At 66.0% G+C, this 22,085-nt stretch carries 22 protein-coding genes; 15 read left to right on the top strand and 7 right to left on the bottom strand.

Features of this window, described 5'->3' with window-relative positions:
- The first annotated feature begins 44 nt into the window (after positions 1–44).
- Genes ACSF9G_RS17060 through cbbX form a run of 3 tightly spaced genes read left to right on the top strand, consistent with a single transcriptional unit; the run spans position 45 to position 2,934 of the window.
- Complete coding sequence (locus ACSF9G_RS17060) at positions 45–1,502, top strand: form I ribulose bisphosphate carboxylase large subunit (RefSeq protein WP_436643326.1); 1,458 nt, start codon at positions 45–47, stop codon at positions 1,500–1,502.
- Positions 1,503–1,537: 35 nt separating this feature from the next.
- Positions 1,538–1,927, top strand: coding sequence for a ribulose bisphosphate carboxylase small subunit (locus tag ACSF9G_RS17055; protein ID WP_436643325.1), 390 nt, complete (start codon positions 1,538–1,540; stop codon positions 1,925–1,927).
- Between the two features lie 20 nt (positions 1,928–1,947).
- Complete coding sequence (cbbX, locus tag ACSF9G_RS17050; RefSeq protein ID WP_436643324.1) at positions 1,948–2,934, top strand: CbbX protein; 987 nt, start codon at positions 1,948–1,950, stop codon at positions 2,932–2,934.
- A 30-nt stretch (positions 2,935–2,964) separates the two neighbouring features.
- Here cbbX and ACSF9G_RS17045 read toward each other — a convergent pair whose 3' ends face one another.
- The 3 genes from ACSF9G_RS17045 to ACSF9G_RS17035 all read right to left on the bottom strand — a co-directional run bounded on the left by ACSF9G_RS17045 (position 2,965) and on the right by ACSF9G_RS17035 (position 7,749).
- Positions 2,965–4,128 carry an osmoprotectant NAGGN system M42 family peptidase gene (locus ACSF9G_RS17045; RefSeq protein WP_436643323.1) on the bottom strand — a complete coding sequence of 388 codons (1,164 nt, stop codon included), beginning with the start codon at positions 4,126–4,128 and terminating at the stop codon, positions 2,965–2,967.
- Positions 4,129–4,131: 3 nt separating this feature from the next.
- Complete coding sequence (gene ngg / locus ACSF9G_RS17040; protein ID WP_436643322.1) at positions 4,132–5,874, bottom strand: N-acetylglutaminylglutamine synthetase; 1,743 nt, start codon at positions 5,872–5,874, stop codon at positions 4,132–4,134.
- A gap of 99 nt (positions 5,875–5,973) precedes the next feature.
- Positions 5,974–7,749, bottom strand: a complete 1,776-nt coding sequence (locus ACSF9G_RS17035) for an N-acetylglutaminylglutamine amidotransferase (protein ID WP_436643321.1) — start codon at positions 7,747–7,749, stop codon at positions 5,974–5,976.
- 198 nt (positions 7,750–7,947) lie between these two features.
- On the opposite strand from ACSF9G_RS17035, the gene ACSF9G_RS17030 reads away from it, so the two are divergent.
- Complete coding sequence (locus ACSF9G_RS17030) at positions 7,948–8,457, top strand: MarR family winged helix-turn-helix transcriptional regulator (RefSeq protein ID WP_436643320.1); 510 nt, start codon at positions 7,948–7,950, stop codon at positions 8,455–8,457.
- A 93-nt stretch (positions 8,458–8,550) separates the two neighbouring features.
- Here the strand turns inward: ACSF9G_RS17030 and ACSF9G_RS17025 are convergent, their stop codons facing one another.
- A complete protein-coding gene (locus ACSF9G_RS17025; RefSeq protein ID WP_436644020.1) occupies positions 8,551–9,177 on the bottom strand; it encodes a LysR substrate-binding domain-containing protein in 627 nt (208 codons plus the stop codon).
- Positions 9,178–9,186: 9 nt separating this feature from the next.
- The gene (locus tag ACSF9G_RS17020) at positions 9,187–9,459 is read right to left on the bottom strand and encodes a LysR family transcriptional regulator (RefSeq protein ID WP_436643319.1); all 273 of its coding nucleotides are present in this window, start codon (positions 9,457–9,459) and stop codon (positions 9,187–9,189) included.
- 198 nt (positions 9,460–9,657) lie between these two features.
- On the opposite strand from ACSF9G_RS17020, the gene ACSF9G_RS17015 reads away from it, so the two are divergent.
- The 5 genes from ACSF9G_RS17015 to ACSF9G_RS16995 are packed head-to-tail and all read left to right on the top strand — an operon-like array spanning position 9,658 to position 13,382.
- Positions 9,658–10,467: a cyclase family protein gene (locus ACSF9G_RS17015; RefSeq protein ID WP_436643318.1), complete on the top strand. Its 810-nt coding sequence runs from the start codon at positions 9,658–9,660 to the stop codon at positions 10,465–10,467.
- Positions 10,468–10,480: 13 nt separating this feature from the next.
- The gene (locus ACSF9G_RS17010; RefSeq protein ID WP_436643317.1) at positions 10,481–11,290 is read left to right on the top strand and encodes a cyclase family protein; all 810 of its coding nucleotides are present in this window, start codon (positions 10,481–10,483) and stop codon (positions 11,288–11,290) included.
- The gene (locus ACSF9G_RS17005; protein WP_436643316.1) at positions 11,287–12,102 is read left to right on the top strand and encodes an SDR family NAD(P)-dependent oxidoreductase; all 816 of its coding nucleotides are present in this window, start codon (positions 11,287–11,289) and stop codon (positions 12,100–12,102) included. The genes ACSF9G_RS17010 and ACSF9G_RS17005 overlap by 4 nt, the downstream gene beginning before the upstream one ends.
- Before the next feature lie 18 nt (positions 12,103–12,120).
- Complete coding sequence (locus ACSF9G_RS17000; protein WP_436643315.1) at positions 12,121–13,050, top strand: 3-hydroxyacyl-CoA dehydrogenase family protein; 930 nt, start codon at positions 12,121–12,123, stop codon at positions 13,048–13,050.
- The gene (locus ACSF9G_RS16995) at positions 13,047–13,382 is read left to right on the top strand and encodes a cupin domain-containing protein (RefSeq protein WP_436643314.1); all 336 of its coding nucleotides are present in this window, start codon (positions 13,047–13,049) and stop codon (positions 13,380–13,382) included. The genes ACSF9G_RS17000 and ACSF9G_RS16995 overlap by 4 nt, the downstream gene beginning before the upstream one ends.
- Positions 13,383–13,401: 19 nt before the next feature.
- On the opposite strand, the gene ACSF9G_RS16990 is transcribed toward ACSF9G_RS16995, so the two are convergent.
- Both ACSF9G_RS16990 and ACSF9G_RS16985 read right to left on the bottom strand, forming a co-directional pair.
- Positions 13,402–13,848, bottom strand: coding sequence for a L,D-transpeptidase (locus ACSF9G_RS16990; protein ID WP_436643313.1), 447 nt, complete (start codon positions 13,846–13,848; stop codon positions 13,402–13,404).
- A 211-nt stretch (positions 13,849–14,059) separates the two neighbouring features.
- A complete protein-coding gene (locus ACSF9G_RS16985; protein ID WP_436643312.1) occupies positions 14,060–14,494 on the bottom strand; it encodes a MarR family winged helix-turn-helix transcriptional regulator in 435 nt (144 codons plus the stop codon).
- A 161-nt stretch (positions 14,495–14,655) separates the two neighbouring features.
- Between ACSF9G_RS16985 and ACSF9G_RS16980 the strand changes: the two genes are divergently transcribed.
- The 6 genes from ACSF9G_RS16980 to ACSF9G_RS16955 all read left to right on the top strand — a co-directional run bounded on the left by ACSF9G_RS16980 (position 14,656) and on the right by ACSF9G_RS16955 (position 22,081).
- The gene (locus ACSF9G_RS16980; RefSeq protein ID WP_436643311.1) at positions 14,656–15,747 is read left to right on the top strand and encodes a substrate-binding domain-containing protein; all 1,092 of its coding nucleotides are present in this window, start codon (positions 14,656–14,658) and stop codon (positions 15,745–15,747) included.
- A 304-nt stretch (positions 15,748–16,051) separates the two neighbouring features.
- A complete protein-coding gene (locus ACSF9G_RS16975; protein WP_436643310.1) occupies positions 16,052–17,653 on the top strand; it encodes a flotillin family protein in 1,602 nt (533 codons plus the stop codon).
- A 162-nt stretch (positions 17,654–17,815) separates the two neighbouring features.
- Complete coding sequence (locus ACSF9G_RS16970) at positions 17,816–19,054, top strand: urea ABC transporter substrate-binding protein (protein ID WP_436643309.1); 1,239 nt, start codon at positions 17,816–17,818, stop codon at positions 19,052–19,054.
- 411 nt (positions 19,055–19,465) lie between these two features.
- Complete coding sequence (locus tag ACSF9G_RS16965) at positions 19,466–20,332, top strand: branched-chain amino acid ABC transporter permease (protein WP_261617027.1); 867 nt, start codon at positions 19,466–19,468, stop codon at positions 20,330–20,332.
- Positions 20,332–21,375 carry a branched-chain amino acid ABC transporter permease gene (locus ACSF9G_RS16960; protein ID WP_436643308.1) on the top strand — a complete coding sequence of 348 codons (1,044 nt, stop codon included), beginning with the start codon at positions 20,332–20,334 and terminating at the stop codon, positions 21,373–21,375. Before ACSF9G_RS16965 ends, ACSF9G_RS16960 begins: the two co-directional genes overlap by 1 nt.
- Entirely contained in the window at positions 21,368–22,081 is a 714-nt protein-coding gene (locus ACSF9G_RS16955) for an ABC transporter ATP-binding protein (protein ID WP_436643307.1), read from the top strand. Before ACSF9G_RS16960 ends, ACSF9G_RS16955 begins: the two co-directional genes overlap by 8 nt.
- Positions 22,082–22,085 lie beyond the last annotated feature (4 nt).

Raw genomic sequence — 22,085 nt, 5'->3', positions numbered from 1 at the left:
TCGTCAAGGGGCAATCGCAACGGTTTCACGAAGGGAGCCCGGCAATGGAAACGAAGACCAAGGAAATCAAAGGCAAGGAACGTTACAAGGCCGGTGTGCTGAAATACGCCCAGATGGGCTACTGGGACGGTGACTACGAACCCAAGGACACCGATGTCATCGCGCTGTTCCGGATCACACCGCAGGAAGGCGTCGATCCGATCGAGGCGGCCGCCGCCGTCGCCGGCGAAAGCTCCACCGCCACCTGGACGGTGGTCTGGACCGACCGCCTGACCGCCTGCGACAGCTATCGCGCCAAGGCCTACAGGGTCGAGCCGGTGCCCGGCACGCCGGGCCAGTATTTCTGCTACGTCGCCTACGACCTCATCCTCTTCGAGGAAGGCTCGATCGCCAACCTGACGGCCTCGATCATTGGCAACGTGTTCTCGTTCAAACCGCTGATGGCGGCCAGGCTCGAGGACATGCGCTTTCCCGTCGCCTACGTGAAGACTTTCAAGGGGCCGCCGACCGGCATCGTCGTCGAGCGCGAACGCCTCGACAAGTTCGGCAAGCCGCTCCTGGGCGCGACCACCAAGCCGAAGCTCGGCCTGTCGGGCAAGAACTACGGCCGCGTGGTCTACGAGGGCCTGAAGGGCGGCCTCGACTTCATGAAGGATGACGAGAACATAAACTCGCAGCCCTTCATGCACTGGCGCGACCGCTTCCTCTACTGCATGGAGGCCGTCAACCGCGCGTCCGCCGAGACCGGCGAGGTGAAGGGGCACTATCTCAACATCACCGCGGGAACGATGGAGGAGATGTACCGGCGCGCCGAGCTGGCCAAGGAACTGGGCTCGGTCATCGTCATGGTCGATCTCATCATCGGCTGGACGGCGATTCAGTCGATCTCCGAGTGGTGCCGGCAGAACGACATGATCCTGCACATGCACCGCGCCGGCCACGGCACGTATACCCGCCAGAAGAACCACGGCATTTCGTTCCGCGTCATCGCCAAGTGGCTCAGGCTCGCCGGCGTCGACCACCTGCATTGCGGAACGGCGGTCGGCAAGCTCGAGGGCGATCCGCTGACCGTGCAGGGCTACTACAACGTTTGCCGCGAGACGAAGAACCAGGTTGACCTGCCGCGCGGCATCTTCTTCGAGCAGGACTGGGCGGACCTGCACAAGGTCATGCCGGTCGCCTCCGGCGGCATCCACGCCGGCCAGATGCACCAGTTGCTGGATCTGTTCGGCGACGACGTGGTGCTGCAGTTCGGCGGCGGCACCATCGGCCACCCGATGGGCATCCAGGCCGGCGCCACCGCGAACCGGGTGGCGCTGGAAGCCATGGTGCTGGCCCGCAACGAGGGCCGCGACATCGCCACCGAAGGGCCGGAGATCCTGCGCGCCGCCGCCAGGTGGTGCAAGCCGCTCGAGGCCGCGCTCGAGACCTGGGGCAACATCACCTTCAACTACACCTCCACCGACACCTCGGACTTCGTGCCGACGCCGGCGGTGGCCTGAGCCGCGAACCGAGACAGGAGCAAGGAGACAGGACGATGCGCGTAACCCAGGGCTGCTTTTCCTTCCTGCCCGACCTGACCGACGAGCAGATCGTCGCCCAGGTCGAGTATTGCCTGAACAACGGCTGGGCCATCGGCGTCGAGTACACCGACGATCCGCACCCCCGGAACACCTACTGGCAGATGTGGGGCAACCCGATGTTCGATCTGCGCGACGCCGCCGGCGTGATGATGGAGCTGGAGGCCTGCCGCAAGGCCAATCCGGACAGCTACATCCGGCTCAACGCCTTCGATTCGACACGCGGCTTCGAGACCGTGCGGATGTCCTTCATCGTCAACCGGCCCAAGGTCGAGCCGACCTTCGCCATGACCCGAACCGACGTCGCCGGCCGCACGATGCATTACGCGTTGCGGGCGCGCACCTGACCCGTCTGGAGGCGTGAGCGATGTCGAACCATCTCGCCGACGCGCTGGCCGGCCACAAGGCCGGCGAGGGGGGCGAAACGCAGGACCCCGCCGCTGAACCCGGGCAGGAGCCGGTCACCAGCGTCGATCTCGCCGCGGACTATCGCGAGTCGGGCGTCGGCGAGATCCTCGAGGAACTCGACCGGGAGTTGGTCGGCCTGAAGCCGGTCAAGCAGCGCATCCGCGAGATCGCCGCCCTGCTGCTCGTCGAGCGTGCGCGCAAGCGCATGGGTCTCGTTCACGAGACGCCGACCCTGCACATGAGCTTCACTGGCAATCCCGGCACCGGCAAGACGACGGTGGCGCTGCGGATGGCCGATCTGCTGCACCGTCTCGGCTACGTCCGCAAGGGTCATCTCGTCTCGGTGACCCGCGACGATCTCGTCGGCCAGTATATCGGCCACACCGCGCCCAAGACCAAGGAGGTCCTGAAGAAGGCGATGGGCGGCGTGCTGTTCATCGACGAGGCCTACTATCTCTATCGGCCCGACAACGAGCGCGACTACGGCCAGGAGGCCATCGAGATTCTGCTGCAGGTTATGGAGAATCAGCGCGACGACCTCGTCGTCATCCTCGCCGGCTATGCCGACCGGATGGACAAGTTCTTCGCCAGCAATCCCGGCTTCCGCTCACGCATCGCCCATCACATCGACTTTCCCGACTACTCGAACGAGGAGCTGTTCCGGATCGCCGAGACGCTGCTCGCCGACCAGAATTACCACCTCGCCCCGGCGGCGAAGGAGGTGATGTCGCGATACATCGAGCTGCGCCGGCACCAGCCGCATTTCGCCAACGCGCGCTCGATCCGCAATGCGCTAGACCGCGCGCGCCTGCGCCAGGCCAACCGGATCTTCGAGGCCGCCGAGGGACCGGTGACGGCCGAGCAGCTCTGCACGATCGCCGCCGAGGACATTTCGGTGAGCCGCGTGTTCCAGATCGGCGCCGGCGACACGGACCACCGCCCTTAGCGGTAGTGCGCGTCGGTGCGTCCCGTGTCGCTATGAATCCAGCAGTTTGTTCGCGGCCTTCGGCGACAGCCGCTGCTTGGCGTCCTCGGTCGGCTGCCTGGTGAAGCCTTTCGCATCGGCCGTCTCCTCGAAATCGCGTTTGATCGCGACCGGGCTCGACACGTAGGCGGTCACCAGTTCGGCGAGCGACCGCAGCGCGTGCATGTGGATCCGCTCGTAGCCGTGCGAGGCGTCGACGCCGAAGGTGATGAGCGCGGTGCGGACATCGGCGCCGGCTTCGATGGCGCTCGCCGAATCCGACCGGTAGTAGCGGAACACGTCCTTCTGGAAGCGGATGTCGTTGGTCCGGCACAGCTCCACGAGCTTCTTGGTGAGGTGATAGTCGAACGGGCCGGTCTGATCGGCCATGGCGATGGTCACGCCGAACTCGGCCGAATTCTGACCCGGTGCCGTCGTGCCGTTGTCGACGGTGACCATGGAGGCGATGTCGGAGGTGAGGATCGACGACGCGCCGACGCCGACCTCTTCGGCGATCGTGAACAGCCAGTGGATGTCGACGGGCGTGACGGTCTCCTCGTCCTGCAATGCCTTCAGGGCGGCAAGCATCACCGCCACGCCGGCCTTGTTGTCGAGGTGGCGCGAGACGATGAAACCGTTGTCGAGGAATTCCGGCTGCGGGTCGATCGCGACGATGTCGCCGACGTCTATGCGGAGCTTTTCCAGATCGGCCGCGTCGCGGGCGAGCGCGTCGACGCGCATCTCCACGTAGTCCCAGCCGACCGGCATCTTGTCGACCTGGTCGTTGTAGGTGTGGCCCGAAGCCTTGAGCGGCAGAATGGTGCCGCGGTAGCCGCCCTTCTCGGCGAACACGGTTGCCCGTGCGCCCTCGGCGAAGCGGGCCGACCAGTGTCCGATCGGAACGACCGCGAGGCGGCCGTTCTCCTTCAAGGCCTTTACCTGAGCGCCGAGCGTATCGAGATGGGAGACGATGGCCCGTGCGCCCTGCTGCTTCCGGCCCGGCCGGATGGCGCGGATGGCACCACGCCGCGTCATCTCGACGTCGAGCCCGAGCTTTTCCAGTTCCGTGGATACGAACCGGACGACCGGATCGGTGTATCCCGTCGGGCTGGGGATATCGAGGAGCTGCTTCAGGATCTCGGAAATGTAGTCCGCGTCGATCGCTAGCCGTGACATCGATCAGCCTCTGAGGTCCGCGCTGTCGGCGACGGCCTGGCGAACACTGGCCGGCATCGACAGCGGAAAGAGAAGATCCACGAACCGTTCGGCCGTCGGCTGCGGTTCGTGGTTGGCGAGACCCGGTCGTTCATTCGCCTCGATGAAGGCGTAGTCCGGCTCGCGCGGCGACTTGACCATGAGGTCGATGCCCACAACCGGGATGTTGATGGCGCGGGCCGCCTTGATCCCGGCACCCACCAGGGTCGGGTGGACGGAATCGGTCACGTCGTGGATCGTCCCGCCGGTATGGAGGTTCGCCGTCTTGCGAACCTGGAGCTCTTCGCCCTCCGGAAGCACGGCCTCGACGTCGTATCCGGCCTCGCGGATGGTGCGCTCGGTTTCCGCGTCGAGCGGGATCGCGGACTCTCCGCCGGTCGCGGCCGCACGGCGGCGGCTCTGCGCCTCGATCAGATCACGGATCGCGCGCCGGCCGTCTCCCACCACGAAGGCGGGGCGCCGAACGGCGGCGGCGACAAGCCGGTAGTTGATGACGATCAGGCGAAGGTCGTTTCCGGCGACGTATTCTTCGAGCAGCACCGCGTCCGACACGGAGCGGGCTGTTTCGATGGCCGCGGTCACGTCCTTCGGCGTCGACAGGCCGACGGCGATGCCGCGTCCCTGTTCGCCGCGGGCCGGCTTCACGACCACCTTTCCATGCCGGTCGAGAAAGGTCTCGATCGCATTGTCGCCGTCGTCGGCGGAGATCTGCTCGGGCACGCGCACGCCGGCTGCCGCGACGAAGCGCCGGGTGACGGCCTTGTCGTCGCAGATCGACATGGCGACGGCGGAAGTCAGTTCCGTCAGGCTCTCGCGGCAGTGGATCGACCGGCCGCCATGCGACAGCCGGAAGAACCCGCCCTCGGCATCGGTGACCTCGACATGAATGCCGCGCCGGCGCGCCTCCTTGACGATGATCTTGGCATACGGGTTGAGATCGCTGTCGACATCGGGGCCGGCGTAGAGCGTTTCGTTGATCGGGTTCTTGCGCTTGACCGTGAAAAACGGCACGCGCTCGAAACCGAGCTTCTCGTAGAGCGCAATCGCCTGATCGTTGTCGTGCATCACCGACAGGTCGAGAAAGGACGAGCCGCGCGCGGCGAAGTATTCCGCGAGCCGGCGCACCAGCGCCTCGCCGACACCCGGTTGGCGCGCCTGAGGGTCCACGGCCAGGCACCAAAGCGACGCACCGCGCTCGGGATCATCGAAGGCGCGGTAGTGATCGACCCCCATGACCGTGCCGAGGATCTCGCCCGTTACATCGTCCTCGGCGACGAAATAGGAGATCGACCGGGCGTCGCGCTGTGTCCAGAAGAACTCCGGAGGCACGGTGACCATGCCGCGCGACGCGTAGATCCGGTTGATTGCCTCGGCGTCCGACTGCGATGTCAGCCGGCGGACGAAGAAGCCCTTCGGCGAGCGGCGCGATGCGCGATAGGTCGCAAGCGTGAGTCGATAGGTGTGCGAGGGGTCGAGAAAGACATCCTGCGGCGCGTTCGAGAGCAGGACGTGCGGATCGCGCACATAGATCGCGATATCGCGCCGGTCGGGAAGCTCGGCCTGCAGCGTCGTGATCAGCGTCTCCGGATCGGCGAAGGTCTGACCGAAGATCAGGCGGCCCCAGCCGCAGTTCAGCGAGAAATCCGGCTTCGCGTGGGGCTGATTGTCGCCCTGGTCTATCGGCGGCTTCAGACTCTGGTCTCGCATTCGCCTTAGACGGTGGGTGTAGGCGTCTCGGGTGCCGTGCTCCCGCCCGCCGCGGTGGGGTGACGCGTCGCGTTGCTTGCGGTCAGACATGGTTCACCTTCAGATGCCGTGAGACTGAAGCCACATTTCCAGTAACGCGACTTGCCACAGTTCCGATCCCTGCAAAGGCGTAATGTGTTCCGTCGGCTCCGTGAAAAGGCTCTCCAGGTACTCCCCCCGGAACATACCGCGTTCGCGGGCCGCCCGCGACCCGAGTGCGTCACGAACGAGATCGAGATAGGGGCCGTCGATGTACTTTAGCTGCGGAACGGGGAAGTAGCCTTTCTTGCGATCGATCACTTCGCTCGGCACGACCAGCCGCGCGGCGTCCTTGAGGACGCCCTTTCCGTTTTCGGCGAGCTTGAAGTCGGGTGGGATCGTCGCCGCCAGTTCCACCAGCTCGTGGTCGAGGAACGGCACGCGTGCCTCCAGCCCCCAGGCCATGGTCATGTTGTCGACCCGCTTGACCGGATCGTCGACGAGCATGACCTGGCTGTCGAGCCGCAGTGCCCGGTCGACCGGCGTCGCCGCGCCCGGCCGCATCAGGTGCTCGGCGACGAGGTCGCGGCTGACGTCGGTGTCGGCGATCCAGCCGTCGGCGAGCTGGGTCTTGAGCGTCTGGTGGCTGCGGTCGAAGAATACCCTGGCGTAGTCCGAGACAACGTCATTCGAGCTGGCCAGCGGCGGATACCAGTGATAGCCGCCGAATATCTCGTCCGCGCCCTGGCCGGACTGCACGACCTTGATGTGCTTCGAAACCTCGCGGCTGAGCAGGTAGAAGCCGATGTTGTCGTAGGACACCATCGGCTCCGACATGGCGTGGATCGTCTCGGGCAGCGCCGCCATCAGGTCGGACGACGGCACGAAGATCTTGTGGTGGTCGGTCGAGAAGGTCTTGGCGATCAGGTCGGAATAGACGAACTCGTCGCCTTTCTCGCCCTTGGCTTCCTCGAAGCCGATCGAGAAGGTCGACAGCCCGGTCTGGCCTTCCTCGGCGAGCAGTCCGACGATGACGCTGGAATCGACGCCGCCGGACAGGAGCACCCCGACGGGTACGTCGGCGACCATGCGGCGGCGGACGGCGGTGCGCAGCGCCTCCAGCACCCGGTCGCGCCATTCCTCCCGGCTGACGTTGCCTTCGCCGGGTATGCGGTCGTAGGGCGGCGCCCAGTAGACGCGATCCGTTGTCGCTCCGTCGGGCGTGAGGCGCCGTATCGTCGCCGGCGGCAGCTTGCGCACGCCCTTCAGGATCGTGCGCGGCGGCGGCACGACGGCGTGGAAGGTCATGTAGGTGTGCAGGGCCGCGAGGTCGATCGCGGTGTCGACGTCCCCGGCTTCGAGCAGGGCCGGCAGCGTGGAGGCGAAGCGCAGCGCCTTGTCCGTCTCGGCGTAGTAGAGCGGCTTGATGCCGAACCGGTCGCGCGCGAGCGTCACGATGCCGGAGTCGCGGTCCACGATGGCGAAGGCGAACATGCCGTGGAAACGCTCGACGCAGGCATCGCCCCAGGCATGGAAGGCCTTGAGGATCACTTCCGTGTCGCCGTGCGAGAAGAACCGGTAGCCTTTGGCTTCGAGCTCGGCGCGCAGCTCCGGGTAGTTATAGATGCAGCCGTTGAAGACGATGGTGAGGCCGAGTTCGGGATCGGTCATCGGCTGACCGGCCTTGTTGGACAGGTCGATGATCTTCAACCGCCGGTGTCCGAAGGCGACGGGCCCCTGCGCTATGACGCCGCTGCCGTCCGGCCCGCGCGGCGCCAGGGCCTCCGTCATGCGCGACACCGCGTTGGCGTCGGCGAATGTCCCGTCAAAGCGAATTTCTCCGGCGATTCCACACATCCCAGGCAGTTGTCTCCGTCATTGGCGGGTCGGTATCCGACCGTCGGCGGCACGTGCCGCCCGGCCGAGAAACAACCCGCGGAAAAACAAAGCGCGGGGTGTTCCCGCGCTGACGACGCGACACTATGTAATGCAAAATCATTTGAAATCAAATTATTCGTTCTGTAACGGTTTTCTTCCCACGAATGGAGAAGCAGGTTGAGCGAGAAACGCCCGGTTGAGCATGACGGCGCGGCCAAGGTGATGAAGTCGATCCGGCGCATCGTGCGCGCCATCGACATGCGCTCGAAGAGGGTCGCGCGGGAAACGGGGCTCACCATTCCGCAGATCGTCATCCTGCAGGCGGTACGGGAACTGGGCGAGGTGACGACGGCGGCGTTGTCGAAACATGCCGATCTCAGTGCGGCCACCACCGTGACCATTCTCGACAAGCTGGAGAGCCGGGGACTGGTGACGCGTCGGCGCAGCGCCACCGACCGGCGCATTGTTCACACGGCACTGACCGACGATGGCAACCGCATTCTCGCCGATGCACCGCCGCTGTTCAGCGAAGGATTCAGCCGGCGCTTCGCGGCCCTGTCCCGCGCCGAACAGGACAACGTGGTCGCGGCGTTTCACACCGTCGCCGATCTGCTCGACCCCGGCCCGATCGATGTCGATGTCGATGTCGAGGCCGAGGACCCACGACCGATCCCGATCCGTAGCTGACGTCGTCCCGGTCGATGCCGCTTCACCGCGGGCACGCGGTCCAGAGTTTCTGAGCTGGTTCACCAGGCGCGGCATAAAGCGAACAAGCTCGGATCATTGCGCGGATCCCGGCCGCCGGTGCATGGCGTCGCGGATGGCTTCTATGAACCGCGTCTGCGCCGGCAACCGGTTGCCGGATTGCCGATAGACGATCCCCGCCGGTGTTTCCCAGAACGTGCCGGGCACTGACAGCGTCGTCGCGCCGTGTCGCGCGGCCTGCGCGAGCATGACTTCGGGGATATGCGCGATGTAGGGGCCGCGCGCCACCATCTCGTACATGAAGGTGGGTGATACGGTCTCGATCGCGATCGGCGGCGGGGCGCAGCCCTGCGCCGCGAAATAGGACCAGATCCGCCCCGTGCCGACATGGTCGTTCGCCAGCACCACCCACGGACTGCCGGCGATATCGGTGGCCTCGACGCGCCCGCGCCCCGCCATCGGGTGTGTCTGCGAACCGATTACCACGTGCCGCAGATTGACCATCGCCTCCTTGGCGATGCCGGCGATGTCGGGGAAGTCGAGTGACGCGCAGACGATGTCGTATTCGCCTGCCGCCAGTGCCGGGATCAGGGTCGAGATGACGCCGGCCTCGACGCGGACACGGGTTTCCGGCCACCCTTGGAGAAATGTCCTTACGATGTCCGGCAGGAAGCATGAGTACCAGGCCGGACCGGCGCCGATCCGGATCAGTCACTCGCGACCGCCGCGTGCCGCCTCGATCTCGGCGATGGCGTGCCGGTATTCGATGTCCATCAGCCGCACCCGCCGGGCCAGGATATCCGCATAGCGGGTCGGCACCACGCCGCCCGGCCTGCGCTCGAACAGCCGTGCGCCGACATCGGCTTCAAGCTTCTGGATACTCTTGGTCAGCGCCGGCTGGCTGATCCTGAGGTCGTCCGCCGCGGCGCTGATGCCGTGGCTCTCGTAGACGGCGAGGAAGTATCTGAGCAGCCGCGAGTCCATGCACTCCGCCCCTGATCGTCGCACTATTTGTCCAACGAATGCCGCGTTCTCTGGATAGGCGGCAAACAATATAACTGAAAGTTATGGATCTGGGTGCCGATTGTATTGGCTCCGTCCTGCCTGGGTTGCTGGAATGCGGACGTGGGGAGCCGGCGAAGCGGCCGGGACGAGACCTTTCGATGCAGCGGGGAGGCGCACATGCCCGCGGTGACCGATCCGGCCACCGGTCTGCAGTTCTACGAGCTCAGCCACCAATGGGGGCACGGCACGCCGTCGATGCCGGGGCACGAGGACGTTCACCTGCGCCGCACGGTGAAACATGCCCAGCACGGCGTCATGGCCCATCGCATCCGGATGGTGATGCATTCGGGGACGCACCTGAACGCGCCGGTCCATCTGATCCAGAAGGGTATCGGTGTCGGCGGCATCGCCCTCGACCGTTTCTTCGGCAACGGCGTGATCGTGCGCATCCCGAAAGACCGGTGGGAGTTCGTCGAGCCCGCCGATCTCCAGTCCGCTCTACCGGCCATCCAGGCCGGCGACATCGTGGTGATCAACACCGGGTGGCACGCGCGCTATGCCGACAGTCTCGAATATTTCGGCGACAGCCCCGGCCTGTCGCACGCCGCCGCCGGCTGGCTGGTCGGCAAGGACGTGAAGCTCGTCGCCGTCGATACGCCGCAGGTCGACCATCCGCTGGCGACTTCGCTGGGCCTGCATCGCGGCGGGCCGTTGATGAACCGGCTCCCGAGAACATACGCCGCCGAAACCGGACGCGACCCGAAGGCCGATTTTCCCGACTGGAATCCGGCGCACAAGGCGCTGCTCGGCGCCGGCATTCCGACCATCGAGAATGTCGGCGGCGACATCGCCGAGCTATCGGGCAGGCGCGCGACCTTCCAGTGCTACCCGTGGAACTGGATGGAAGGCGATGCCTGCGTCGTCCGCTTCGTCGCCATCATCGACCCCTCAGGCACCTGCCGGATCGACGCCGGCACGGCCAGGTGAGAAAGGCGGGACAATGACCGGCACGAGCGGATTGCGGTTCTACAACCTGTCCCACCGCTGGGGCCACGGTATGCCGGAATGGCCGTCCTCGCCCGGCGTCAACGTCGCGGTTAGGAAGTTCCACGCCAAGGACGGCGTCTACGAGACCGAGTTCGAGGGCATCATGCATCGCGGGACCCACATGGACGCGCCGCTGCATGTCAGGGAGAACACGCCGTCGCTGACCGGATATCCGCTGTGGCGCTTCTTCGGCACGGGCGTCGCCGTCTCGATCCCCAAGGGCAAATGGGGGATCATCACCGCGGAGGATCTCGAGACCGCTACGCCGGCGATCCGCGAAGGCGATATCGTGATGATCAATACCGGCATGCATAGGAAACTCGCGGATTCCGACGAGTATTACGCCTATTCGCCGGGCCTCTACGAAGAAGCGGCGGAATGGCTGGTTGAAAGACGGGTGAAGATGGTCGGCGTCGACGTTCAGGCGCTCGATCATCCGCTCGGCACCAAGCTCGTCGATCATGGCCCGGGCCCCTCGCACCCGCACCTAATGGAGGAATACCGCAACGAAACCGGCCGCGATGTGATGAAGGACTTCCCTTACTGGGAGATCGCGCACAAGACACTGATGGTGAAGGGCGGCATTCCGGGCATCGAGAATGTCGGCGGCGATCTGGACGAGGTCACCGGCCGGCGCTGCACCTTAATGGCCTTCCCCTGGCGCTGGCCGGACGGAGAGGGCTGCGGTGTCCGCGTCGTCGCCGTCGTCGACCCCGACCAGGCCTTCCGTTTCGAGACCGGTGACCAAGGGCCCGGGCGATGACGATCTCCGAACCGCTCCGCAATCCGCTGTCTCTGTTCGATGTCACCGGCAAGGTCGCGGTCGTCACCGGTGCCTCCGGGGCCTTCGGCCGGGCCTGCGCCCTGACGCTCGCCTCGCTCGGCGCCAACCTGGTGCTCGCCTCGGGCGCGAGGGTAGACCTCGACGCGGTGGCTGCCGAAGTCGCCGAGGTCGCCAGGTCTGGCGCCGAGGCCATCACTGTCGTCCGCCGTCCCGATTCACCGGAGGATGCCGAGGCGATCCGCGACGCCGCGCTCGAGACGTTTGGCCGCATCGATCAGCTCGTGATCGGGTCGGGCTACAACAAGGCCGGCTTCATCCAGGATCAGCCGCTCGAGGAATGGCAGACGGTGATGGACGCCAACGTGCGCGGCCCCTGGCTGATGGCCAAGGCCGTCGGCAGCTGGTGGATCGCCAATGGGGTGAAGGGAAAGGTGTTGCAGATGTCGTCGGTGCGCGGGCGCCACGGCAATTACTCCGGCTATACCGGCTATTGCACCTCCAAGGGCGCGACGGACGCGCTGACGCGTGTGCTTGCCACGGAGTGGGCGCAATATGGCATCACCGTTAACGCTATCGCGCCGACCGTGTTTCGCTCGAAGCTCACGGCGTGGATGTGGAGCGACGACGAGGTGGGGCAGGCAACCCGCAAGCGCTCGCTGTCGCGCATACCGCTCGGGCGGCTCGGCGAGCCGGAGGATCTGATGGGAATGGCGCTGTACCTGCTATCCCCGGCTTCGGACTTCTGCACCGGCCAGATAATGTATGTCGACGGCGGCTATACTGCGGGATGAAAAGGGCGGGTTGTAGCCATGACGACGAAACCGAAGATAGGCGTTGTCGGTGCCGGCCTGATGGGACACGGCATAGCCTATCTGTTCGCCCGCGCCGGCCATCCCGTTGCGGTCTACGAGCCCGAGCCCGCGATCCTGCGCACGCTGTCTGCGCGGCTGGAGGCGATTGCCGACCTTCTCGACGACGACCGCGCGGCTGTTCGCAGGATCGAGGCGGCTACAGACCTCGCCTTCAGCGTCGGCGACGCCGGTCTCGTCGTCGAGGCCGCGCCGGAGAACGTGTCGCTCAAGCAGGCTCTGTTCGCGGAACTGGAACGCATCACGCGGCCGGACGCGATCCTCGCTTCGAACACCTCGGCAATCCCGATCTCGGTCGTCTCCGAGACGGTCAGGGACAAGTCCCGTGTGGTCGGGACCCATTTCTGGAACCCGCCGCATCTCGTTCCGCTGGTCGAGGTGTCGCAGATCGCCGATGAGAACCTGCCGGCCGTCGAATGGGTTATCGGCCTCCTGCGCGAGGCCGGCCGTCATCCGGTCCATGTGCGCCAGGACATTCCCGGTTTCATCGGCAATCGCCTGCAGCATGCGATGAAACGAGAGGCGATCGCCATGGTCGCCGCCGGTATCTGCGATGCCGAGACGATCGACGATGTGGTCAAGTTCGGCTTCGGCAGTCGCATGGGTGTGCTCGGTCCGATGGAGCAGTCCGATCTCGTCGGTCTCGATCTCACGCGCAACATCCACGAAACGCTGATGCCCTCCCTCGACAACACGCCGCATCCCCATCCCTTTCTCGTCCGCAAGGTCGAGGAAGGAAAACTCGGCATGAAGACCGGAGAAGGCTTCCGGACGTGGACGCCGGAAACCGCGGAGGCGGTCCACAAGCGCCTGCGCGAAACCTTGGTGGCGATCGAACGGGCCCGGAAAGGGAAGACGGAAGCCGGATGAGGGTGACCCGTATCGCCGACGCCAGACCCTATCATGCGCCCGGCCACTCCGGCATGGTCGGCCTGCGTCTGCAGGGCAAGGAAGCCAGCGATACCGGTGCCTTCTGGGTCGGCCTGTCGCATTTCCTGCCCGGCGGTGGCGCCGAATCCGGCGCCTCGGATATCGAAAAGGTCTATGTCGCCCTCTCCGGACAGTTGACGGTCATGACCGACGACGGCGAGACGGTTCTCGGACCGCTCGATTCCTGTCGGCTGGCACCCGGCGAGCGCCGCGAGATCGTCAACCGCACGTCCCTGCCGGCCTCGATGCTGGTGATAATCCCGAACGATTAGAGCCGCTCGGCCGAACCGGTCAGCGCACGACGGTGATCAGCGTGCTTCCCCGGCCGTGTTTCAGGACGAGGTCGAAAAGCGTGCGGGCATTCTGGGGGGCGAGCCGGACGCAGCCATGGGAGACCGGGCGGCCGAGATTGCGGACCTCGTATGTGCCGTGGATGGCGTAGCCGCCGTAGAAGAAAATCGAGTTCGGCATCGGCGAGCCGTTGTAGCGGGTGGAATACCAGGTGCGTTCGAGCCGCTTGGGGCGAAAATTCCCGATCGGCGTCCGGTATCCGCGCCGCGCCGTCGACACCTTCCACGTATAGGCAGGCCTGCCGCCGACGCTCACATGCATCCGCTGTTCGGAAATGTCGATGCGTACCGATACGCTGCCTGCGGTTGCGGGCTCTGCCGCAAGGATCGTGAGCGCGCCGGCGACGATCAGGAAGAAACTGGCCGTCCATTTGCGAAATGCTGACATCGCGGTCGGTCCGGCTGGACGTCTGCACCTCGATTAATGCAATACGACCGGAATTTTGTCATGAAGTCCCAGAGATTTACAAGGGATTGAATGGTGCCGGCCGGTCACGTGTGATCGAGCGCGGTCCGCCTGAGGCCTGAGGCCCGAGGCCTGAGATAACGCCACCGTTTCCTGCCGGGCGGAGCGGGTTGGAGCCCGCCCCGGTCGTCCCCTAGACACTTTCCGCTTTGTCGGCGCCTGCGACGGTGGCGTTTTCCAGGAGCGCTTCGATCGCTTTCGCGTTGGTCGGACCGATCAGCGCGCGCATTTCCGTCTCGTGCGTTTTGACCTTGCGCGACAGCTCGTCGAGCTGGGCGCTGCCGCGATCGGTAATGTAGACGAGTACGCGGCGCTGGTCGTTCTCGTCCGGGGCCCGGTGGACAAGTCCGTTGGCGACCATCCGGTCGATCATTTTGGTCAGTGCGGGATGATTCATCAGAACGGTCGTGGCCAGTTCGCCCATGGAGCGTCCTTCGCGGTCGCGTAGCGCGTAGAGAACCCGCCACTGTTCGACCGAAACGCCGGCCTTTTGCATGCATTCCTCGAGGCGATTGTGCAGGAACCGATGAATCCTGGCTACCAGATACGTCAGATTGTCCGCGCGCATTTTCCCTAGCCGTTTCCTCGATACCCGGGCTGCCTACCCGGCACGACCCATCGAATTGCGTCCGAATAGGTTTGCTCATAACATGCTTAAATCGGAAAATGAAATAAGCCACCGGCCGCACATTTCCAGTGCGGATCGGGGCGATAAGAAGCAGGGGCTGCATGGAAAAGTTAGCCCTTCGAATCGAGGGGGGGACCGCACGCTCCGAAAGAGCGGAACGCGGCGAGCAGGTGATCGCGGTTCTCGCGCCGATGAGCGGATCGGCCGGGATCTGGGGGCCGTCCTGCATTTCGTGTGCCCAGATTGCGGTGGCCGAGGTCAACGAGGCCGGCGGCATCGCCGGCTCGCGACTGGTGCCCTATTTCCTCGATTCCGATGACGGAAATGTGAGTGCGCTGGAAGCCGAGGTTGCCGGCCTGATCCAGGAAAAGGCGGTCGCGGCCATCGTCGGTATGAATGTCAGCTCGGTGCGCCAGCGCCTCAACAAGATCGTCGCCGGCCGCATTCCCTACGTCTACACGCCGCTCTACGAGGGCAACGAGCATTCCCCCAACGTCTTCGCCATCGGCGAGACGCCCGCCGACCAGCTCGAGCCGGCGATCCGCAACCTGACCGAGACGCTGAAGGTGCGGAACTGGGCGCTGATCGGCAACGATTACGTCTGGCCGCGCTCCTCCCACGCGGTTGCGCGCAAGCGCATCGGCGAATGCGGCGGCACCGTGGTTTTCGACGGTTACGTGCCGTTCGGCCTGAAGAACGCCGAGTGGCTAGCGGAAAGGATCGCCCGGGCAAAACCGGACATCGTGCTGGTTTCGCTGGTCGGCCAGGACGCGGTCGAGTTCAACCGGGCCTTCGGGGCCATGGACCTTGACCGCAGGATGTTCCGGCTGTCGACCGCCGTCGACGAGAACGTGCTGCTGGCCACCGGCGAGGAGAACACCAAGCGGCTCTTCGTGGCGTCGGGCTACTTCTCGGCGCTGAAGACCGACCCGAACGAGGCCTTCAAGGAGCGGTACCGCGCCTGCCACGACGCCCATCCGCCGGTTCTCAACGCCCTCGGCCAGTCGCTCTACGAAGGTGTTCATTTCTATGCGGAAATGCGGGCCAACGAGGTCCGTGGCCGCGGTCCGGGGCCGATCCGCTACCGCAGCGCCCGATCGGGCGCCTACATCTCCAACGACCGCAAGGACCTAACGATCTACCTGTCCCGCGCCGACGGCCACCAGTTCGCCATCCTCGGCGAGCTCGCCTGACCGGATTCCGGCACGGAAAATGTCGGCTCGCGCGTCGTCTGTCGCGTCGGTTCGGTCGCCGCCCGGTCGTCTGCCGTCGGCTTCGGTTTCCTGCCCCGCCATACCCTCTCCCTGCCCGCTGCGTGTGCAGCTGCGTATGCATCGTGCCCACCAATAATGCTTGAATTGGAAAATAAATAACGCTAGTCATTTTCCAATTCAAATAAATCCGCCGGGCCCGGCCCCTCCCGAACGGGGCGCCCGGAAGGATGCCCGACCCGGACCGATGCCGTACCCGGTCGGGTTACGAAACGTGGAGGCTGGGGTGGTCTGGTTCCTGTCGCTCGTCGTCCTGATCGTCGTGATCGCGATCGTCATAGCGATCCTGAACCGGTTCTACGTGAAGTCGTCACGCGATACCGCGCTGATCCGCACCGGCGCCGGCGGCCGCCGCATCGTCATCGACGGCGGTGCCATGGCCTGGCCGTTCCTGCACAAGGTCGACCGCATGAACATGCGCGCGATGCGGCTTACCATCGAGCGCGCCGGCGCGCAGGCGCTGATCACCGCCGACCGGCTCCGCGTCGACATGGCGCTGGAGTTCCACGTCCGCGTCCAGCCGAGCGAGGAGGGCATCGCGCGGGCCGCCCAGGCGCTGGGCGCCAAGGCCTTCCGCGAGGACGAGATGCAGGTGCTGCTCGCCCCCAATCTCGTCGACGCGGTGCAGGCCGAGGTCGCGGTGCGCACCATGGACGGGCTGCACGAGGACCGCAGCGGCTTCGTCGCCGCCGTCGCCGAGCGGCTTGCCGGCAAGCTCGACAGTTCCGGCCTGATGGTCGATTCGGTCTCCCTCGTCCGGCTCGATCAGACGCCGTTTTCCGCGCTCGACGATTCCAACGCCTTCAACGCGGTCGGCATGCGCCGCCTCGCCGAGGTGATCTCCGAAAACCGCAGGGCGCGCATCGACATCGAGACCGAGACCGACATCGCCATCCGCAAGCGCCAGCTCGAAGGCGTACGCGAGCGGCTCGCCATCGAGCGCCAGCAAGAGGAGACGGAGATCGCCAAGCGCGTCGACGTCGAGCAGCGCAGGCTTCACGCCGATGCCGAGATCGAGACCGCGCGGGCCGCCTCCAACCGTGTCTCGGAGGAAGCGCGCATCGAGCGCGAGCGCGAGATCAAGCAGGCCGAGATCGAGCGCGACCTGCACCTGCGCAAGCGCGAGATGGAGGCGCTGACCGAGGTCGAGACCCGCAAGCTCGACAACGCCATCCTCGTCGCCGCCAAGCGCGCCGAGGAGACGTTGCAGCAGGCCAAGACCGAGTCCGCCCGCGGCAAGGTGATCGAGGCGCAGGAAACCGTGCAGACCGCGAAGGATATCGCCGCCGCCGAGCGCGCCCGCAAGCTCGCGCTCGTCAAGGCCGCGCAGGAGGCGGAGGTCGACGAAAGACGGGTCAAGTCGCAGGTCTCCTCGCTGCTTTCGGTGGCCAAGGCCGAGGGCCAGGCGGCCGCTGTCCGCGGCGACGGCGAGCGCGACCGCCTCGTCGCCGAAGCGGTCGGCCGTCGCGCCCAGATCGAGGCGGAGAACCAGCAGTCCGACGCCGTGCTCGCCGCCCGCCTGGAGATGCACAAGCTCGACCGCCTGCCCGAGATCACCGCGCAGATGATGAAGCCGGTCGAGAAGATCGACTCGATCCGCATCAATCAGATCGCGGGACTGGGCAACGGCTCCGGCGGCGGCCAGGGCGCGACCTCGCCGTTCAACCAGGCGCTCGAATCGATCCTCGGCATGTCGGTGCAGCTGCCGCTGATGAAGAAGATCGGCGACGAGATCGGCCTCGAGTTCGATCCGCAGATCGGCGGCCGCACCGCCGACGCCGCCGGGCGGGCGACCGCGGCGCAGCGCGTCGCCAAGAAAGACGACTGACGATGCATCGGGTCGAACCGGACTGGCACGTTCCTTTCCCCGCTTGTCCCCGCGGGGACGAGCGGAGACACGGTAGCCCGGGCGCGTCAACGCAACACCCGGGCGCGTCAACGCAACAGCGGACTACTGCAACGAACATCCGGACCAGCAGGGAGAACTGGAATGACTAACATCAACAGGCGTTCGGTGCTGAAGGGGGGCGTCGCCCTGACCATCGGCGCCCTGGCGGCACCCGCGATCGTCGGCCGCGCGCGCGCGGCGGAAACGATCAAGCTCGGCTCGATCCTCGATACATCGGGCATCTTCGATGCCTACGGCAAGCCGATGGACATGGCGATGCGGCTCGCCGTCGACCAGATCAACGCGGCCGGCGGCCTAAACGGGCAGCAGATCGAGGTCGTGTCCTACGACACCCAGTCGGACATGGCGCTCTACACCCAGTACGCCCAGCAGCTGACCCGCAAGGACAAGACCGACGTCGTCCACGGCGGCATCCTGTCGGCCTCGCGCGAGGCGATCCGCCAGATCCTGCGCAAGGCCAAGATGCCGTATTTCTACAACGTGCTCTACGAGGGTGGCGTCTGCGACCGCAACATCGTGGTGACGGGCGTCACGCCGGCCCAGCAGGTGGAGGTGCTGGTTCCCGCCGCGATCAAGAAATGGGGCCCGAAGGTCTACATCCTGGCGGCCGACTACAATTACGGCCAGATCACCGCGCGGTGGATGGAGAAATACGCCAAGGATGCCGGTGGCGAGGCGGTCTCGACCGATTTCTTCCCGCTCGACGTCGCCGACTTCGGCTCGGCCATCGCCAAGATCCAGCAGGCCGCGCCCGACGTGATCCTGTCGGCGCTGGTCGGCGGCAACCATCTGTCGTTCTACCGCCAGTGGGCGGCCTCCGGCATGAAGGACAAGATCCCGCTGGCCTCGACGACGCTGGGCGTCGGCAACGAGCACAAGGTGCTGACCCCGGAGGAAGGCAACGGCATCCTGGTCGCCTACAACTACGCCCCGGCGATCGAGACGCCCGAGAACCAGGCCTTCCAGACCGCGTGGACCGAGAAGTACGGCGACACCAGCCTGATCCACGAGATCGCGGTCTCCAACTACCAGGGCATCCAGGTCTGGGCCGAGGCGGTCCGCCAGGGCGGGGGAACCGGGTCCGAGGCGATCACCAAGGCGATCGAGGGCGGGCTCTCCATCGTCGGGCCCGGCGGCAAGGTGACGATCGATCCCAAGACCCATCACGCCACCCTCGACGTCCATCTGATGGAGTTCGAGAACCAGCAGATGAAAGTCCTGGAGAACTTCGACCAGCGCCCGCCGATCGACACCCAGGCGGTGTGCGATCTGCAGGCCAATCCGGACGACAACACCCAGTACGAGATCAAGATCGACTGATCGCCATCGGCGGGGCGGGGCTTTCGGCCCGCCCCGTACCGGTGCCGCCGCCGGCGGCCCCCCCCCCCCGGGACCCGATCGGCCAGGCCGGATCGGGCAGGACGCCGGAACGGTAGAGGTTCCCCCGGAAACGGGCCCGCGTTGGATGGAAACCCCGAGCTGGATGGAGACGTTGGAAACCGCACCCGCCACCGCCCGCCGCACGGCCCGGCGCTTCCGTGCCGCCCATGGTTCGAGACGCGGTCTGTCGCCCGCTCCTCACCATGAGGGTGTCCGCGTTTCGGGATCCGTCACAAACTCCGACCTCATCCAGAGGAGCGGCAAAGCCGCGTCTCGAAGGATGGGAGTTGCGCGGAGCGGCATGTCACAGCGACCGGGGATTTCCCGGCACGGACGAGATGAGGGGAAGCGGTGGACCTGGCCGGCGTCATAGCCATCGAGATCGTCTATTCGATCGCCATGCTTGTGCTGATCAGCGCCGGGCTGGCCGTCGTCTTCGGCATGATGCGGGTCATCAACCTGGCCCACGGCGAGTTCATGATGATGGGCGGCTACGCCACCATCGTCGCCGCCAAGGCCGGCATCAACGTCTATGTCGCGATGCTGATCGTCGCCCCGCTCGTCGTCGGCGTCATCGGCCTGATCGTCGAGCGGCTGGTGATCCGCTTCCTCTACGGGCGGCTGATCGACACGATGCTGGCGACCTGGGGGCTCAGCCTGTTCTTCATCGGCGCGGCGACCATGATCTTCGGCAACACCACGACCGGGATCTCGCCGCCGATCTCCGGCTTCGCGCTCGGCGACTACCAGGTCAACGGCTACAACCTGTTCATCGTGCTGGTGGCGGCGGTGATCCTGATCGCCATGTACGCGGCGCTGTCGCTGACCCGCTTCGGCCTGATCGCGCGCGGCGCCATGCAGCGCCCCGACATGGCCTCGGCGCTCGGCTACGATCCCGACCGCATCTACATGCTGACCTTCTTCGCCGGCTCCGCGCTGAGCGGGCTTGCCGGCGGCATCCTCGCGCCGCTGGTGGGCCTGGTGCCGACCACGGGGGCGACCTACATCGCCAAGGCCTTCATCACGGTGATCTCCGGCGGCGCGTCGGTGATCGCCGGGCTTGCGAGCTCGGCCACCCTGTTCGGCCTGATCTCGCAGTCCTTCACCTTCCTGTTCACGCCGGTCGTGGGCGAGGTGGCGCTGCTGGTCGCCGCCGTCGTCCTGCTCAGGCTCCTGCCGCAGGGCATCACCGGGCGCTTCTTCAAGGGTGGCATGTGATGGTGGCGTCGGAGTTCAAGAGCGCGATCACCGTCCTCGTCGTCGCCGCGATCCTGTTCGTCGTCGCCCCGGCGGTGATCGAGACCTACACGCTGACGGTGCTGATCATCTACGGCATGCTGGCGCTCAGTCTCGGGCTGATCTGGGGGTTCGGCGGCATCCTCTGCTTCGGCCAGGCCGCCTTCTTCGGTCTGGGCGCCTACACCTACGCCATCGCCGCCATCAATATCGGCGAGAGCACGGTGCCGTTCCTGCTCGGCATCGCCGTTCCCTTCGCCTTCGCCTCCGTCCTCGGCGCCATGCTGTTCTACGGCCGCCTGTCGGACGTCTATCTCGGCGTGATCACCCTTGTGGTGACCCTGATCTTCTTCAAGTTCATGAACTCGACGGCCGGGCCGGAATACGTGATCGGCACCGCCCGGCTCGGTGGCTTCAACGGCATCCCCGGCTTCCAGACGCTGAATGTGCCCGGCGATCCCGGCGCCTACATCTACGACGTCGACTACTACTGGTTCTGCGTCGTCGCGATCCTGATCGTCTACGCGCTGGTGCGCTGGCTGCTGGCCAGCCCCTTCGGCCGCATCGCCGTTGCCATCCGCGAAAACGAGTCCCGCGCCGAGCTGATGGGCTACGACGTGCGCATCCGCAAGACCGTGCTGTTCGCGGTCGGCGGCGCCATCGCCGGCCTGGCGGGCACGCTGTTCGCCAACTGGGCCGAGATCGTCACGCCCGGCATGTTCTCGCTGGCCCAGTCGGCCGAGATCATCATCTGGTGCATCGTCGGCGGCCTCGGCACGCTGATCGGCCCGGTCATCGGCGCGATGGCGCTGGCCTATCTCAAGTTCCTGCTCGGTCAGCAGGACGTCGTCGACAACATGATGATCCTCGGGCTGATCCTGACGCTGTCGGTGCTGTTCCTGCCGCGCGGCATCGTGCCGAGCATCGGCCTGGCGATATCCCGGGCGATGCCGAAGCGCCGCCGGCGGCGGCGCCATCGCCGCCCGCGCCGGGTCGCCGAGGAAGTCGAGGCGCTCAATGGCTAGCATCCTCGAGACCCGCGGGCTCACCATGCAGTTCGGCGGCGTCACCGCCGTCGACAATGTCGACTTCAGCCTGGAGCGCCACGAGCTGCGCTGCCTGATCGGGCCGAACGGGGCGGGCAAGAGCACGTTCTTCAAGTGCCTCACGGGGCAGCTCAAGCCGTCCGCCGGCCACGTCTTCATCGAGAACGAGGAGACCACCGGCTGGGACCCGCACGCCATCGCCCGGCTCGGCATCGGCATCAAGACGCAGGTGCCCAGCGTCATGGACGGCCTGAGCGTGCGCGAGAACATCTGGCTCGCCGCCTATCGCACCCACGGGCGCGAGCGGGCGCGCCGCTTCGCCGACGACGCCATCGACCGGCTGTCGCTCGGCGCCATCGCGTCGGCGACCGTCGGCCGCCTGTCGCACGGCGAGCGCCAGCGCGTCGAGCTCGGCATCGTCATCTCGATGGAGCCGTGGCTGATCCTGCTCGACGAGCCGGCCGCCGGCATGACCGGCGAGGAGGTCGCCCGCATGGCCGAGCTCATCGGCGAGCTGAACGCGGAGGCCGCGATCGTCGTGGTCGAGCACGACATGCAGTTCATCCGCTCGATCGCCAAGACGGTCACCGTCTTCAACCAGGGCCGCATCCTGGCGCAGGACGACGTCGACACCATCATGACCGACCCGCGCGTGCGCGACGTCTACCTGGGCAAGAAGGTCTGAGGCC

Source organism: Microbaculum mangrovi (assembly GCF_051390635.1).
GTDB lineage: Bacteria > Pseudomonadota > Alphaproteobacteria > Rhizobiales > Tepidamorphaceae > Microbaculum.
This window is presented reverse-complemented; position numbering and strand designations above follow the sequence as displayed.